The organism is Mycobacterium sp. MAA66 (genome assembly GCF_041261665.1).
Lineage (GTDB): Bacteria > Actinomycetota > Actinomycetes > Mycobacteriales > Mycobacteriaceae > Mycobacterium.
Genome location: NZ_JBGCCC010000003.1, coordinates 391,597 through 406,344 on the forward strand (window position 1 = coordinate 391,597; position 14,748 = coordinate 406,344).

Sequence of the window (14,748 nt, forward strand, 5' to 3'; positions counted from 1 at the left end):
CTGTCGCATTCGCGTCAGGTCCGGGCGCCGTTTTCGTATCCAAAACCCCTCGAGAACGCAGGAGTCCCAGTGGCAGAGACTGACACAGCGCCCCGGATCGAGGCGCTGCTGGCCGAGTACGCCGACCTGGAACGCCAGCTCGCCGACCCTGGCCTGCACGCCGACGCCAACGCCGCCCGTCGGGTCGGCCGCCGGTTCGCGCAGGTGTCGCCGATCGTCGTGACCTACCGCAAGCTGGAGGCCGCCCAGGGAGACCTCGAAGCCGCTCGCGAGCTCGCCGCCGAGGACGATGCCTTCGCTGCGGAGGTGCCCGACCTGGAAACGCGCGTCGCAGAGCTGGACGCCAAATTGACTGACCTGCTGGCCCCGCGCGACCCGCACGACGCCGACGATGTCGTGCTCGAGGTGAAGTCCGGTGAGGGTGGCGAGGAGTCCGCGCTGTTCGCGTCCGACCTCGCGCGCATGTACATCCGCTACGCCGAACGGCACGGTTGGACGGTCACGGTGCTCGACGAGACCTGGTCGGACCTCGGCGGGTACAAGGACGCCACCATCACCATTGCCGGCAAGGGCGATTCCGCCGACGGTGTGTGGTCACGGATGAAGTTCGAAGGCGGCGTGCATCGCGTACAACGCGTGCCCGTCACCGAATCGCAAGGCCGCGTGCACACCTCGGCCGCGGGCGTGCTCGTCTATCCCGAGCCGGAAGACGTGGAGCAGGTGCAGATCGACGAGTCCGATCTGCGGATCGACGTCTACCGCTCGTCGGGCAAGGGCGGGCAGGGCGTCAACACCACCGACTCGGCGGTACGTATCACGCACCTGCCCACCGGCATCGTCGTCACGTGCCAGAACGAGCGCTCGCAGTTACAGAACAAGGCACGTGCCATGGTGGTGCTTGCCGCCCGACTGCAGGCCCTGGCGGAGGAGCAGGCGTCGGCAGACGCTTCGGCGGACCGGGCCAGCCAGATTCGCACCGTCGACCGCAGCGAGCGGATCCGGACGTACAACTTCCCGGAGAACCGGATCGCCGACCACCGCATCAACTTCAAGGCGCACAACCTCGATCAGGTGCTCGACGGCGATATGGATGCGCTGCTCGACGCGCTGGCCGCCGCCGACAAGGCGGCGCGCCTCTCCGAAGCGTGATCGGGCAGAGCCTCAGGCAGGCGATCGCTGCGGCGGCCGACGAACTGGCCGACGCCGGCATCGACTCGGCGCGGGTGGACGCCGAGCTACTGGCGGCACATGCCGCCGGCGTGGACCGGGGCCGGCTGCTGCTGGTCGATCCCGACCCCGCGTTCACCGACCGTTTCCGTGCTCTCATCGACCGTCGGATTCATCGAATTCCGTTGCAGCACTTGACCGGTGAAGCCCACTTCGGCCCGGTCACGCTGCAGGTCGGGCCGGGGGTGTTCATTCCCCGCCCGGAAACCGAGGCGCTGCTGGAATGGGCCATGGGGCTGGATCTCCCGGCGAACCCGGTGATTGTCGACCTGTGTACCGGCTCGGGCGCGCTGGCGCTGGCGCTGGCGCATGTCCATCCGCACGCGCACGTCATCGCGGTCGAGAAGTCTCCCGAGGCCCTGGTCTACACGCGACGCAACTGCGGCGTCGGCAATGTGGAAATCCTGCCCGCCGATGTCACCGAGGCGGGGCTGCTGGGTGACCGGGACGGCGCCGTCGACCTGGTGGTGTCCAATCCGCCGTACATCCCGGATGGCGCGCAATTGGATCCAGAAGTGGCCGACCATGATCCGGCTCAAGCCCTGTTCGGTGGCCCGGACGGGATGGCGGTGATCGAGCCGATCGCCGCGCTCGCGGCCCGGCTGCTGCGGCCCGGCGGCTACGTCGGCATCGAGCATGACGACACCACGTCGGAGGAGACGGTGGCAGCGTTGGCTCGCACCGGTACGTTCGAGAACATCACCGCGCGGCGCGATCTGAGCGGACGGCCCCGGTTCGTCACGGGCGCCAGGATCGGGATGCAACAGGTAGGGGAGTCATAGTGCAGACATTCGATTGCGGTGACGCCGCAGCGCGGACTTCGGGTATCGCCTCAGCGGTCAGCGCGCTCAAGAGCGGTCGACTGGTCGTGTTGCCCACCGACACGGTCTATGGCATCGGCGCCGATGCGTTCAACAGCGATGCCGTCGCGGCCCTGCTGGCCGCCAAGGGGCGGGGCCGCAATATGCCGGTTCCGGTGCTGGTCGGCTCCTGGAAGACCATCGACGGGCTGGTCTACTCGGTGCCGCCGGCCGCTCGGGTGCTCATCGAGGCGTTCTGGCCCGGCGCGCTGAGCCTGGTGGTGCGCCAGGCCCCGTCGTTGTCCTGGGACCTGGGCGACGCGAACGGCACGGTCATGCTGCGGATGCCGCTGCATCCGGTGGCCATCGAATTGCTGCGTGAAGTCGGGCCGATGGCGGTGTCCAGCGCGAACATGTCCGGACAGCCGGCGGCGGTGACCGCGGACGACGCCCGCGCTCAACTGGGTCAACTGGTCGACGTCTACCTCGACGCCGGTCCCTCGGCCCGGCAGGCCGCCTCTACCATCGTCGATCTCACCGGCCCGGTGCCGAAGGTGCTCCGGCAGGGGCCGATCACCGCACAGGCCATTGCCGACGTCCTCGGCATCGAGGCGGAATCTCTTGTCGCCTAGTACGTCTCTGCTGGCCCTGGCCGACCGGGGGACCGGGGTCCCGTTACGCGAACTGGTCCTGGTCGGGCTGACCGCCGCCATCGTCACGTACCTGGCCACCGGCGCGGTGCGGTGGCTGGCGTTCCGGACCGGCGCGGTGGCCTACCCGCGTGAGCGTGACGTCCACGTCGATCCGGTGCCCCGGATGGGCGGACTGGCCATGTACCTGGGCGTGGTGGCGGCGGTACTGCTGGCCTCCCAATTGCCGGCCCTGACCCGTGGGTTCGTCTACTCGTCGGGTATGCCCGCCGTGGTGGTGGCCGGCGGTCTGATCATGGTGGTGGGGCTGATCGACGACCGTTGGGGCCTCGATGCGCTGACGAAGTTCGCCGGGCAGATCACCGCGGCCAGTGTGTTGGTCACCATGGGGGTGGCCTGGAGCGTGCTGTACATCCCGTTCGGCGGCGTCGGCACCATCGTGCTGGATCAGGCGTCCTCGATCCTGCTGACGCTGGCGCTGACGGTGTCGATCGTCAACGCCATGAACTTCGTCGACGGCCTGGATGGGCTGGCCGCCGGGCTCGGATTGATCACCGCGTCGGCCATCTGCATCTTCTCGGTCGGACTGCTCCATGATCATGGCGGTGACGTGCTGTTCTACCCGCCGGCGGTGATCTCGGTGGTGCTGGCCGGTGCGTGCCTGGGCTTCCTGCCGCACAACTTCCATCCGGCCCGGATTTTCATGGGTGACTCCGGCTCGATGTTGATCGGTCTGATGCTGGCGGCGGCATCGACGACGGCGGCCGGCCCGATCTCGCAGAGCGCCTACGGCGCTCGTGATGTGTTCGCCCTGCTGTCGCCGTTCCTGTTGGTGGTTGCGGTCATGCTGGTGCCCGCGCTGGACATGTTGCTGGCGATCGTTCGCCGCACCCGCGCCGGGCTCAGTCCGTTCAGCCCCGACAAGATGCATCTGCATCACCGGCTGCTCCAGATCGGCCACTCGCATCGCCGCGTCGTGCTGCTCATCTATCTATGGGTGGGCATCGTCGCGCTGGGTGCGGCCAGCACCATATTTGTCGATCCTCGCTACACCGGCGCAGTGATGGCGGTCGCCATCGTGGTGGCGATGGTGTTCACTCTGATCCCCCTTCTGCGGCGGCGCGATGACCTGCCAGAAGGCGAGTACGACAAAAAGTAGTAGGCGTGATTTTGGGCCGCCCACCATGTGGTACGGTGCTGGCAGAACCCGAAAAACCTCGCGGGTTGCCGGCCCCCGGTGCATCGGACTGACAAGCCGATCGCGACCGAAAAACGACCGACAAAGGGAGCTGCCCCTTGGGTGATTCCAGTGTGCCTGACACGCTCGATGTGAGCTTCGATACGCTCTTTGGGCACGCGCACAGGATTGCCATGTATATGGGGACGGCACTCGTGACCGCAGGACTGAGGTGAACACAATGACGACGCCAGCGCAGGACGCGCCGTTCGTGTTACCAGGGGTGACATTTGCGCCCGCCCGTTTGTTTGCCGTGTCGGTCGTGGTGACCGGGCTGGCGCTCGCCGGCGGCTACACGGTGAGCGGCAACCTGAAGTTCGGTGCCTTTTTCGGCCTGGGTATGGCGCTGGGTCTGGGCAACGCATTGCTGGTGCGTCGCGCAGTCGCCAAGGTCACCGCAAAAGACCACCCGCTGAAGATGCAGATGGCTGCCAACTCCGCGATGCGGCTGGTGGTCATCTCTGCGATCGCACTGTTGATCACCTGGTATTTCCGCAAAGACGGCGGCATCGGTGTGCTGTTCGGGGTGGCATTGTTCCAGGCAATCCTGGTCATGAGCACCGCGTTGCCGGTGATGAAGAAGCTTCGCGCCGGTCAACGGGACGTTGGAACCGGCGGCGACCAACCTGAAGTGCACGACGGATCTGTAGTAAAGGACTGACAAGCCAAGTGATGCATCAATTCGTCGCCGCGGCCCCCATTGAGGTGGGTCACCACGAACAACGTGAGTTCTTCGGCATGACGTTCAACGTCGACACCATCATGGCGACCGGCGTCGCAGCGGTGATCGTCATCGCCCTGGCCTTCTTTCTGAAGTCCAAGGTCACCTCTACCGGGGTGCCCGGCGGTGTGCAGCTGTTCTTCGAGGCCATCACCATCCAGATGCGCCAGCAGATCGAGACCGCGATCGGCATGAAGATCGCGCCATTCGTGCTGCCGCTGTCCGTCACGATCTTCGTCTTCATCCTGATCTCGAACTGGCTCTCGGTGCTGCCGGTGCAGTTCGCCGACGAGAACGGCACCGCGCACGAGTTGATCGCGCCGCCGGCCTCGGACATCAACTACGTGCTGGCGCTCGCGCTGTTCGTCTTCCTCTGCTACCACGCAGCGGGCATCTGGCGCCGCGGCCTGTTCGGTCACTTCAAGAAGCTGCTCAAGGGCCACGTCGCGGTCCTCGCGCCGATCAACATCGTCGAGGAGATCGCCAAGCCGGTCTCGCTGTCTCTCCGACTTTTCGGCAACATGTTCGCCGGCGGCATCCTGGTTGCGCTGATCGCGATGTTCCCCTGGTACATCCAGTGGGCGCCGAACGCCATCTGGAAGACCTTCGACCTGTTCGTCGGCTTGATCCAGGCATTCATCTTCGCGCTGCTGACCATCTTGTACTTCAGCCAGTCGATGGAACTCGACGAACACCACTAGTAACCCGCAAGACCTGCAAGAACCGCATAAAGACCCTGGTAGCGCAGCTACCAGTTACCAAGGAGGAAATACAATGGCCGACGCAGCAACGAACGCCACTATCATCCAGGGCGCCCTCATCGGCGGTGGCTTGATCATGGCCGGTGGCGCCATCGGCGCCGGTATCGGTGACGGTATCGCCGGTAACGCTCTGATCTCGGGTATCGCCCGCCAGCCGGAGGCCCAGGGTCGCCTGTTCACCCCGTTCTTCATCACCGTCGGTCTGGTGGAAGCCGCGTACTTCATCAACCTGGCCTTCATGGCGCTGTTCGTGTTCGCCACTCCGGGCCTGTCGTAATCCGTCGACATGGGTGAATTGAGCGCAACCATCCTGGCTTCGGGCCAGGCCGCGGCGGAAGGCGGTGGGGGTCAGAACTTCCTGATCCCCAACGGCACCTTCTTCGTCGTGCTGATCATCTTCCTGATCGTGCTCGGCGTGATCGGAAAGTGGGTTGTGCCACCGATCAGCAAGGTACTGGCCGAACGCGAAGCGATGCTGGCCAAGACCGCTGCTGACAACCGGCAGTCGGCTGAGCAGGTGGCCGCCGCAGAGGCGGACTACGACGCGGCGATGGCGGGCGCTCGCACGGAGGCTTCGGCCATTCGTGACGAGGCCCGCAACGAGGGCCGCAAGGTCATCGACCAGGCGCGTGCCGAGGCGAGCGGTGAGGTGGCCGAAACCCTCAAGGGTGCCGACCAGGAACTGTCCACCCAGCGGCAGTCTGCGCAGACGCAGTTGCAGTCGTCGGTGGGCAACCTGTCCGAGACGCTGGCGAGCCGGATCCTCGGTGTGGACGTGAAATCAGGCGGGAGCCACTAAGAGATGTTGACATTCATCGGGCAGCTGATCGGCTTTGCCGTCATCGTGGCCATCATCTGGAAGTACGTAGCACCTCCGGTGAAGGGCATGATGACCAGGCAGCAGGAGGCAGTTCGCACTGCGCTGGCCGAAAGTGCCGAAGCCGCACAGAAGCTCGCTGACGCCGACAAGATGCACGCGAAGGCCCTCGCCGACGCCAAGGCCGAGTCGGGCAAGGTGACCAACGAGGCCAAGGTCGACTCGGTGCGCATCACTGCGCAGCTTGCCGAGCAGGCCGGCGTGGACGCCGAGCGGATCAAAGCCCAAGGGGCACAGCAGGTTCAACTACTGCGTCAGGGCGTGATCCGCGAGCTGCGTCAGGGTCTGGGCGCCGAGTCTGTGGCCAAGGCCGACGAGTTGGTGCGTCAGCACCTCGCCGACTCGGCCGCGCAGTCGGACACCGTCGAGCGCTTCCTGAGCGAGCTGGAGCAGATGGCACCGTCGGCGGCGGAGGTCGGCACCCATGCCGAGCTGAAGCTGCGGGCCGCCAGCCGCGAGTCACGGGCCGCGCTGGTCGGCAAGTTCGACACCACGACCGCCGGTTTGGATGCTGCCGCGCTGACGACGTTGTCCGACGAGTTGGCCATGGTGGCCCGGCTGCTGCTGTCCGAGGTCAACCTCGATCGACACCTCGCCGAGCCGGCCGACGACCCGGCGCCCAAGGTGAAGCTGCTGGACACGGTGCTCACCGGCAAGGTCGGCGCCGTCACGCTGGAGTTGCTGCGGGCCGCGGTTTCGTCGCGGTGGTCGGAGCAGGCCGACTTGGTCGACGCGATCGAGTACGTCGCCCGTCTGGCCCTGATCAAGCGTGCCGAGGTCTCCGGTGAGGTCGCGGACGTCGAGGATCAGCTGTTCAAGTTCAGCCGTGTGCTGGATGCACAGCCGCGGCTGTCGATCCTGCTGGGCGACTACGGCACGCCGGCCTCCGGCCGGATCGCCCTGTTGCAGGGCGTGGTGAGCGCCGCCGGCGCTGTCAACGGCACGGTGAAGGCGCTGTTGGAGCAGACCGTGGGTCTGCTGCGCGGCGAGCGTGCCGACGAAGCGGTTCTCGATCTGGCCGAGCTGGCCGTTGCCCGCCGCGGTGAGGTCGTTGCCCACGTCGAGGCGGCGGCGGCCCTGTCCGACGCCCAGCGCACGCGCCTTGCGGCGGTGCTGACCCGCATCTACGGCCACCCGGTGTCCGTTCAGCTGCATGTCGATCCGAGCCTCCTCGGTGGTCTGACCATCACCGTCGGCGACGAGGTGATCGACGGCTCCATCTCGTCACGACTGGCCGCGGCTTCCAGCCGGCTGCCTGACTGATCCTGACTCCGAAACACCCAAGACTAGGTAGGAAGACCAAAAACCATGGCAGAGTTGACAATCTCGGCTGCTGATATCGAAGGTGCCATCGAGAACTACGTATCGACGTTCTCGGCCTCGAACGATCGCGAGGAGATCGGCACCGTCGTCGACGCCGGTGACGGCATCGCCCACGTCGAGGGTCTGCCCTCGGTTATGACCCAGGAGCTCCTCGAGTTCCCCGGCGGCGTCCTTGGCGTCGCCCTGAACCTCGACGAGCACAGCGTCGGCACGGTCATCTTGGGTGGGTTCGAGAAGATCGAAGAGGGCCAGCAGGTCAAGCGCACCGGTGAGGTGCTCTCGGTGCCGGTCGGCGATGCCTTCCTGGGTCGCGTGGTCAACCCGCTGGGTGAGCCCATCGACGGTCAGGGCGAGATCACGGCCGAGACCCGTCGCGTGCTCGAGCTGCAGGCCCCTTCCGTGGTGCAGCGCCAGGGTGTCAGCGAGCCGCTGCAGACCGGCATCAAGGCCATCGACGCCATGACTCCGATCGGCCGTGGCCAGCGCCAGCTGATCATCGGCGACCGCAAGACCGGTAAGACCGCCGTCTGCGTCGACACCATCCTGAACCAGCGTGGGGCCTGGGAGACCGGCGACCCGAAGCAGCAGGTCCGCTGCGTGTACGTCGCGATTGGCCAGAAGGGCACCACCATCGCCAGCGTGAAGCGCGCGCTGGAAGAGGGTGGTGCGATGGAGTACACCACCATCGTCGCGGCCCCCGCCTCCGACCCCGCGGGCTTCAAGTGGCTGGCTCCGTACACCGGCTCGGCCATCGGCCAGCACTGGATGTATGACGGCAAGCACGTGCTGATCGTGTTCGACGACCTGTCCAAGCAGGCTGACGCCTACCGCGCCATCTCGCTGCTGCTGCGCCGCCCGCCGGGCCGCGAGGCCTTCCCCGGCGACGTCTTCTACCTGCACTCGCGTCTGCTGGAACGTTGCGCGAAGCTGTCCGACGAGCTCGGCGGTGGTTCGATGACGGGCCTGCCGGTCATAGAGACCAAGGCCAACGACATCTCGGCGTTCATCCCGACCAACGTCATCTCCATCACCGACGGCCAGTGCTTCCTGGAGTCCGACCTGTTCAACCAGGGCGTCCGGCCGGCTGTGAACGTCGGTGTGTCGGTGTCCCGTGTCGGTGGTGCCGCTCAGATCAAGGCCATGAAAGAGGTCGCCGGCTCGCTGCGTCTGGACCTGTCGCAGTACCGCGAGCTGGAGGCCTTCGCGGCCTTCGCCTCGGACCTGGACGCGGCCTCCAAGGCTCAGCTGGACCGCGGTGTCCGCCTGGTCGAGCTGCTCAAGCAGGCGCAGTACAGCCCGCTGGCTGTCGAGGACCAGGTCGTCGAGATCTTCCTCGGTACCCAGGGCCACCTGGATTCGGTTCCGGCCGAGGACGTTTCGCGCTTCTCCGCCGAGCTGCTGGAGCACGTCAAGGCCAGCCACGCCGACATCCTCAATGGCATCAAGGAGACCAAGAAACTCTCCGAGGACGCTGAGGCCAACCTGGTGTCGGTCATCAACGAATTCAAGAAGGGCTTCGCGGCCACTGACGGCAGCTCGGTCGTCGTCAAGGAAGCCGGTGTCGAGGCGCTGGATCCCGCCGAGCTCGGTCAGGAGTCCGTCAAGGTCAACAAGCCGGCTCCGAAGAAGGCCTAGGTAACCAATGGCAGCCACACTGCGCGAGCTACGCGGACGGATCAAATCCGCCTCGTCGATCAAGAAGATCACGAAGGCGCAGGAGCTGATCGCCACGTCGCGGATCGCCAAGGCGCAGGCCCGGGTTGATGCAGCCCGGCCCTACGCCACAGAGATCACCAACATGCTCACCGAGCTTGCGGGCGCCAGCGCGCTGGACCACCCGCTGCTCGTCGAGCGGAAGAATGCCCGCCGTGCCGGGGTACTGGTGGTGTCGTCGGACCGCGGCCTGTGCGGCGGCTACAACGCCAACGTGCTGCGTCGGGCCGAGGAACTGTTCACGTTGCTGCGCGACCAGGGCAAGGAACCGGTGCTGTATGTCGTCGGCCGAAAGGCCTTGGGCTACTACAGCTTCCGTCAGCGTTCGGTCGTCGGGTCGTGGACCGGCTTCTCGGAGCGTCCCGAGTGGGTCAACGCCAAGGAGATCGCCGACACCCTGGTGGCGGCGTTCATGGCCGGTGCCGATGACGGCGAAAACCCGCCGGGGCCGGACGGCATCCTCGGTGTCGACGAGTTGCACATCGTCTCGACCGAGTTCAAGTCGATGCTGTCGCAGACCGCCGAGGCTGTGCGGATCGCGCCCTTGGCCGTCGAGTACACGGGGGAGCCGACCGGCATCCACACCCTGTACTCGTTCGAGCCGAGCGCGGACACGCTGTTCGATGCGCTGCTGCCGCGGTACATCGCGACCCGTGTCTACGCAGCACTGCTGGAGGCTGCGGCCTCGGAGTCGGCCTCGCGTCGGCGCGCAATGAAGTCGGCAACAGACAACGCCGACGACCTGATCAAGGCCCTCACGCTTGCCGCGAACCGCGAGCGCCAGGCTCAGATCACCCAGGAAATCAGCGAAATCGTCGGTGGCGCCAACGCGCTGGCCGACGCGAAATAGGCCCCGTAGGAAGCGAAGAGAGATATGACTGCTGCCGTAGAGACCAAGACCGCCGGTCGCGTGGTTCGCATCACCGGCCCGGTGGTGGATATCGAGTTCCCGCGTGGCTCGGTCCCCGAACTGTTCAACGCTCTGCACGCCGACATCACCTTCGGTGCGCTGGCCAAGACCCTGACGCTCGAGGTCGCCCAGCACCTCGGTGACAACCTGGTGCGCTGCATCTCCATGCAGCCGACCGACGGCCTGGTGCGTGGCACCGACGTCCGCGACACCGGCGCCTCGATCTCGGTGCCCGTGGGTGACGGCGTCAAGGGCCATGTGTTCAACGCCCTCGGCGACTGCCTGGACGAGCCTGGCTATGGCAAGGACTTCCAGCACTGGTCGATCCACCGCAAGCCGCCGGCCTTCGCCGACCTGGAGCCCCGCACCGAGATGCTGGAGACCGGTCTGAAGGTCGTCGACCTGCTCACCCCGTACGTGCGCGGTGGCAAGATCGCCCTGTTCGGTGGTGCCGGTGTGGGTAAGACGGTGCTGATCCAGGAGATGATCAACCGTATTGCCCGCAACTTCGGTGGTACCTCCGTGTTCGCCGGTGTCGGTGAGCGCACCCGTGAGGGCAACGACCTGTGGGTCGAGCTCGCGGACGCGAACGTGCTCAAGGACACCGCGTTGGTGTTCGGCCAGATGGACGAGCCGCCAGGCACCCGTATGCGCGTCGCCCTGTCGGCCCTGACCATGGCCGAGTTCTTCCGCGACGAGCAGGGCCAGGACGTGCTGCTGTTCATCGACAACATCTTCCGGTTCACCCAGGCCGGTTCCGAGGTCTCGACCCTGCTGGGTCGTATGCCTTCGGCCGTGGGTTACCAGCCCACTCTGGCCGACGAGATGGGTGAGCTGCAGGAGCGCATCACCTCGACCCGTGGTCGCTCGATCACCTCGATGCAGGCCGTGTACGTGCCTGCCGACGACTACACCGACCCGGCTCCGGCCACGACGTTCGCCCACCTGGACGCCACCACCGAGCTTTCTCGTGCGGTGTTCTCCAAGGGCATCTTCCCGGCCGTGGACCCGCTGGCTTCGTCTTCGACGATCCTGCACCCCAGCGTCGTCGGCGACGACCACTACCGGGTCGCACAGGAAGTCATCCGAATCCTGCAGCGTTACAAGGACCTTCAGGACATCATCGCCATCCTCGGTATCGACGAACTGTCGGAAGAGGACAAGGTGCTGGTGTACCGCGCACGTAAGATCGAGCGCTTCCTGAGCCAGAACATGATGGCGGCCGAGCAGTTCACCGGTCAGCCGGGTTCGACGGTGCCGCTGAAGGAGACCATCGAGGCGTTCGACCGCCTCGCCAAGGGCGACTTCGATCACCTGCCCGAGCAGGCGTTCTTCCTCATCGGTGGTCTCGACGACCTGGCGAAGAAGGCCGAAAGCCTCGGCGCCAAGCTGTGATTGCACTAGTTCTACGAGCGCGAAAGGTGGTGTGACGTGGCGGTCGAAATGGACGTCGAGATCGTTGCCGTCGAGCGGGCGCTGTGGACGGGTAAAGCCACCTTCGTCTTCACCCGCACCACCGCCGGCGAGATCGGCATCATGCCCCGGCACATCCCGTTGGTCGGCCAGCTGGTCGACGACGCGATCGTCCGGGTCGAGCGTGAGGGCGAGGACGATCTGCGGATCGCCGTGTCCGGCGGATTCTTGTCGGTGTCCGAGGAGAACGTGCGGATCCTGGTGGAGGATGCGCAATTGGAGTCGGAGATCGACGCGCATGCGGCCAAGGCCGATGCTGCCTCCGACGACGAAGTAACTGCTGCGTGGGGCCGGGCACGTTTACGTGCCGTAGGCCAACTCGACTGATAGTCCGATGAGCGCGTCCATGTTGATTATGGTCGCGCTCGTCGGCGTTCTGGTCCTGGTCGTCGCGGCACTGAGTTATCGGCTGTGGAAGTTGCGTCAGGTCGGCGGCACCGCCGCCATCCTGCGCGACTACCCGGCCACCGCTGGTCACGGTTGGCGGCATGGCGTAATGCGCTATCGCGGCAGTGAGGCCGGCTTCTATCGGCTGTCGAGTATGCGTTGGTGGCCCGATCGGACATTGTCCCGTCGTGGCTTGGAAGTGGTATCCCGCCGTGCTCCGCGCGGTGATGAATTCGACATCATGACCGACGCAACGGTCGTTCTCGAACTGCGCGACAGTAGCCCCGAGCGGCGAAGCGGTTACGAAATCGCTTTGGACCGTGGGGCTTTGACCGCATTCACCTCGTGGCTGGAGTCACGTCCGTCGCCGCGTGCCCGGCGCCGCTCAGTGTGATCTCTTTTCCCCCGAGCAGACAAACAGGCCGCGAGTGCCAGTTGATCCGGCGATTTCGACGCGATGCTCCGTAGCTATTTCGCGCCGCCACCTGGCTGCCACAACACGTCGCCGTCCGGGTTGGCCACCCGCGACAGGATGAACAGCAGGTCCGAGAGCCGGTTCAGGTATTTGGCCGACAGCACGTTGACCGAATCGCCGTGCTCGGTCACTGCAGCCCAGGCCGAACGCTCCGCACGCCGGACCACCGTCCGCGCGACGTGCAGATAGGCAGACAGGGCGGTGCCTCCCGGCAGGATGAAGGAGGTCAGCTTGGGCAGCGGTTCGTTGAACTCGTCACACCAACCTTCCAACCGATCGATGTATGCCTGGGTTATCCGTAAGGGCGGGTATTCCGGGTTCTCCACCACGGGTGTCGACAGATCTGCGCCGGCGTCGAACAGATCATTCTGAATTTGCCTGAGCACCAGGCGAATTCGATCCTCGGGGGAGCCGGCCGCAACGGCGACCCCGATGGCGGCGTTGGCTTCGTCACAGTCGGCGTAGGCCGCCAGCCGCGGGTCGTTCTTCGACACGCGACTGAAATCACTCAACCCCGTCGATCCGTCGTCTCCGGTGCGGGTATAGATGCGGGTCAGGTGCACGGCCATGGGAAAACGGTACCGGTGGCGGCAGTATTGGTGAACCACGCCAGGTCTGGGCCCGTTTAGACTTAGCCGCGTGAGCGAGCGATTCGTGGTGACCGGCGGTTCCCGGTTGACCGGCGAAGTTGCGGTGGGCGGCGCCAAGAACAGCGTGCTGAAGTTGATGGCCGCGACTTTGTTGGCAGAAGGCACCAGCACCATCACCAATTGCCCCGACATCCTGGATGTTCCGCTGATGGCCGAGGTCCTGCGGGGTCTTGGCGCGATGGTCGAGCTCGACGGCGACACAGTGCGGATCACCTCGCCCGATGAACCCAAGTACGACGCGGATTTCGCCGCGGTGCGTCAGTTCCGGGCATCGGTCTGTGTGTTGGGGCCGCTGGTCGGCCGGTGCAAGAAGGCCAAAGTGGCGCTGCCCGGCGGTGATGCGATCGGATCTCGACCTCTGGATATGCACCAGGCCGGGCTGCGCCAACTGGGTGCTCGGTGCAATATCGAGCATGGATGTGTGGTGGCTGAGGCGGATCACCTACGCGGAGCGGAGATCCAACTGGAGTTCCCGTCGGTAGGTGCGACCGAGAACATCCTCATGGCTGCGGTGTTGGCCGAGGGTGTCACGGTCATCCACAACGCGGCGCGCGAGCCCGACATCGTCGATATCTGCGACATGCTCAATCAGATGGGTGCGCAGATCACCGGTGGGGGAACGTCGACCCTGACGATTCAGGGAGTCGACCGGCTGCATCCCACCGAACACCGGGTGATCGGCGACCGGATCGTGGCCGCGACCTGGGGCATCGCCGCGGCGATGACCAGGGGAGATGTGTCTGTCACCGGTGTGGATCCACAGCATCTGCAGCTGGTGTTGCACAAGTTGCACGATGCCGGCGCGACGGTGACCCAGCATGACAACGGGTTCCGGGTGGTGCAGTACGAGCGACCGAAAGCGGTCAATGTCGCGACGCTGCCGTATCCCGGCTTCCCGACCGACTTGCAGCCGATGGCGATCGGTTTGGCCTGCATCGCCGACGGCACCTCGATGATCACCGAAAATGTGTTCGAGGCAAGGTTCCGATTCGTCGAGGAGATGATTCGACTGGGCGCTGATGCGCGCACAGATGGTCATCACGCGGTGGTGCGAGGCATTCCGCAACTGTCGAGTGCGCCGGTGTGGGCGTCGGATATTCGGGCCGGAGCTGGTTTGGTTCTCGCCGGCCTGGTTGCCGATGGGGATACCGAGGTGCATGACGTGTTTCACATCGATCGCGGATATCCGCTTTTCGTCGAGAATTTGGTGAGTTTGGGCGCGGAGATCGAACGGATCTGAGGCTGCCGGCGTGTCGGCCGGGCGTACTGCGAAGCGTTGGTGCGTCATGGTTTTCGACCGAAAAGGTGCCTTATGCAGCCGTTTTGGAAGATCAAGATCAATCGGCTAATGTTTTCCAAGTCAGCAGCGCCGCGGGGTTTGAAAAAGCCCAAGGGATGAGGTTGACACCCCCACTTCGATGGAGTACTGTGGTGGGGTTGCCTTGAACAGGCGTGTTGTTTGAGAACTCAATAGTGTGTTTGGTGGTTTTTGTTTGTTGTTTTTTGCCATGCTCCCGTTTTCCCGTTTGTGGGGTGTGGTGTTG

17 protein-coding genes are annotated in these 14,748 nt (G+C 65.3%); 15 read left to right on the plus strand and 2 right to left on the minus strand.

The annotated features are described in order from the left end of the window. Positions 1–69: 69 nt before the first annotated feature. From prfA to ABIA30_RS14225, 14 genes are all read left to right on the plus strand, one after another. A complete protein-coding gene (gene prfA / locus ABIA30_RS14160) occupies positions 70–1,149 on the plus strand; it encodes a peptide chain release factor 1 (RefSeq protein ID WP_370066269.1) in 1,080 nt (359 codons plus the stop codon). Next, positions 1,149–2,009 carry a peptide chain release factor N(5)-glutamine methyltransferase gene (prmC, locus tag ABIA30_RS14165; protein WP_370066360.1) on the plus strand — a complete coding sequence of 287 codons (861 nt, stop codon included), beginning with the start codon at positions 1,149–1,151 and terminating at the stop codon, positions 2,007–2,009. Before prfA ends, prmC begins: the two co-directional genes overlap by 1 nt. Next, positions 2,006–2,659, plus strand: coding sequence for an L-threonylcarbamoyladenylate synthase (locus ABIA30_RS14170; protein WP_370066362.1), 654 nt, complete (start codon positions 2,006–2,008; stop codon positions 2,657–2,659). Before prmC ends, ABIA30_RS14170 begins: the two co-directional genes overlap by 4 nt. Next, entirely contained in the window at positions 2,649–3,836 is a 1,188-nt protein-coding gene (locus tag ABIA30_RS14175) for a glycosyltransferase family 4 protein (RefSeq protein ID WP_370066271.1), read from the plus strand. Before ABIA30_RS14170 ends, ABIA30_RS14175 begins: the two co-directional genes overlap by 11 nt. 259 nt (positions 3,837–4,095) lie before the next feature. Continuing rightward, entirely contained in the window at positions 4,096–4,575 is a 480-nt protein-coding gene (locus tag ABIA30_RS14180; protein ID WP_370066273.1) for an ATP synthase subunit I, read from the plus strand. An 11-nt stretch (positions 4,576–4,586) separates the two neighbouring features. Next, entirely contained in the window at positions 4,587–5,336 is a 750-nt protein-coding gene (gene atpB / locus ABIA30_RS14185; RefSeq protein ID WP_370066364.1) for a F0F1 ATP synthase subunit A, read from the plus strand. 73 nt (positions 5,337–5,409) lie between these two features. Continuing rightward, positions 5,410–5,673: a F0F1 ATP synthase subunit C gene (locus ABIA30_RS14190; RefSeq protein ID WP_020104130.1), complete on the plus strand. Its 264-nt coding sequence runs from the start codon at positions 5,410–5,412 to the stop codon at positions 5,671–5,673. A 9-nt stretch (positions 5,674–5,682) separates the two neighbouring features. Then, positions 5,683–6,195 (plus strand): F0F1 ATP synthase subunit B, encoded by a 513-nt coding sequence (locus tag ABIA30_RS14195; RefSeq protein ID WP_370066276.1) that lies wholly within the window; start codon positions 5,683–5,685, stop codon positions 6,193–6,195. Positions 6,196–6,198: 3 nt separating this feature from the next. Further along, on the plus strand, positions 6,199–7,536 hold the full coding sequence (locus ABIA30_RS14200) for a F0F1 ATP synthase subunit B/delta (RefSeq protein ID WP_370066278.1): 1,338 nt from the start codon (positions 6,199–6,201) through the stop codon (positions 7,534–7,536). Between the two features lie 45 nt (positions 7,537–7,581). Then, positions 7,582–9,231, plus strand: a complete 1,650-nt coding sequence (gene atpA / locus ABIA30_RS14205; RefSeq protein ID WP_370066280.1) for a F0F1 ATP synthase subunit alpha — start codon at positions 7,582–7,584, stop codon at positions 9,229–9,231. Positions 9,232–9,238: 7 nt separating this feature from the next. Then, complete coding sequence (locus tag ABIA30_RS14210; RefSeq protein WP_370066282.1) at positions 9,239–10,159, plus strand: F0F1 ATP synthase subunit gamma; 921 nt, start codon at positions 9,239–9,241, stop codon at positions 10,157–10,159. A gap of 24 nt (positions 10,160–10,183) precedes the next feature. Continuing rightward, complete coding sequence (gene atpD, locus ABIA30_RS14215; RefSeq protein ID WP_370066284.1) at positions 10,184–11,614, plus strand: F0F1 ATP synthase subunit beta; 1,431 nt, start codon at positions 10,184–10,186, stop codon at positions 11,612–11,614. Between the two features lie 48 nt (positions 11,615–11,662). Continuing rightward, the gene (locus ABIA30_RS14220; RefSeq protein ID WP_370066366.1) at positions 11,663–12,019 is read left to right on the plus strand and encodes a F0F1 ATP synthase subunit epsilon; all 357 of its coding nucleotides are present in this window, start codon (positions 11,663–11,665) and stop codon (positions 12,017–12,019) included. A gap of 7 nt (positions 12,020–12,026) precedes the next feature. Continuing rightward, entirely contained in the window at positions 12,027–12,473 is a 447-nt protein-coding gene (locus ABIA30_RS14225; protein ID WP_370066286.1) for a DUF2550 domain-containing protein, read from the plus strand. 74 nt (positions 12,474–12,547) lie between these two features. Here the strand turns inward: ABIA30_RS14225 and ABIA30_RS14230 are convergent, their stop codons facing one another. Continuing rightward, the gene (locus ABIA30_RS14230) at positions 12,548–13,123 is read right to left on the minus strand and encodes a cob(I)yrinic acid a,c-diamide adenosyltransferase (protein ID WP_370066288.1); all 576 of its coding nucleotides are present in this window, start codon (positions 13,121–13,123) and stop codon (positions 12,548–12,550) included. A 70-nt stretch (positions 13,124–13,193) separates the two neighbouring features. On the opposite strand from ABIA30_RS14230, the gene murA reads away from it, so the two are divergent. Beyond that, entirely contained in the window at positions 13,194–14,444 is a 1,251-nt protein-coding gene (gene murA / locus ABIA30_RS14235; protein WP_370066290.1) for a UDP-N-acetylglucosamine 1-carboxyvinyltransferase, read from the plus strand. A 97-nt stretch (positions 14,445–14,541) separates the two neighbouring features. Here the strand turns inward: murA and ABIA30_RS14240 are convergent. Further along, a partial coding sequence (locus ABIA30_RS14240) for a hypothetical protein (RefSeq protein WP_370066292.1) occupies positions 14,542–14,748 on the minus strand: 207 nt, incomplete at its 5' end.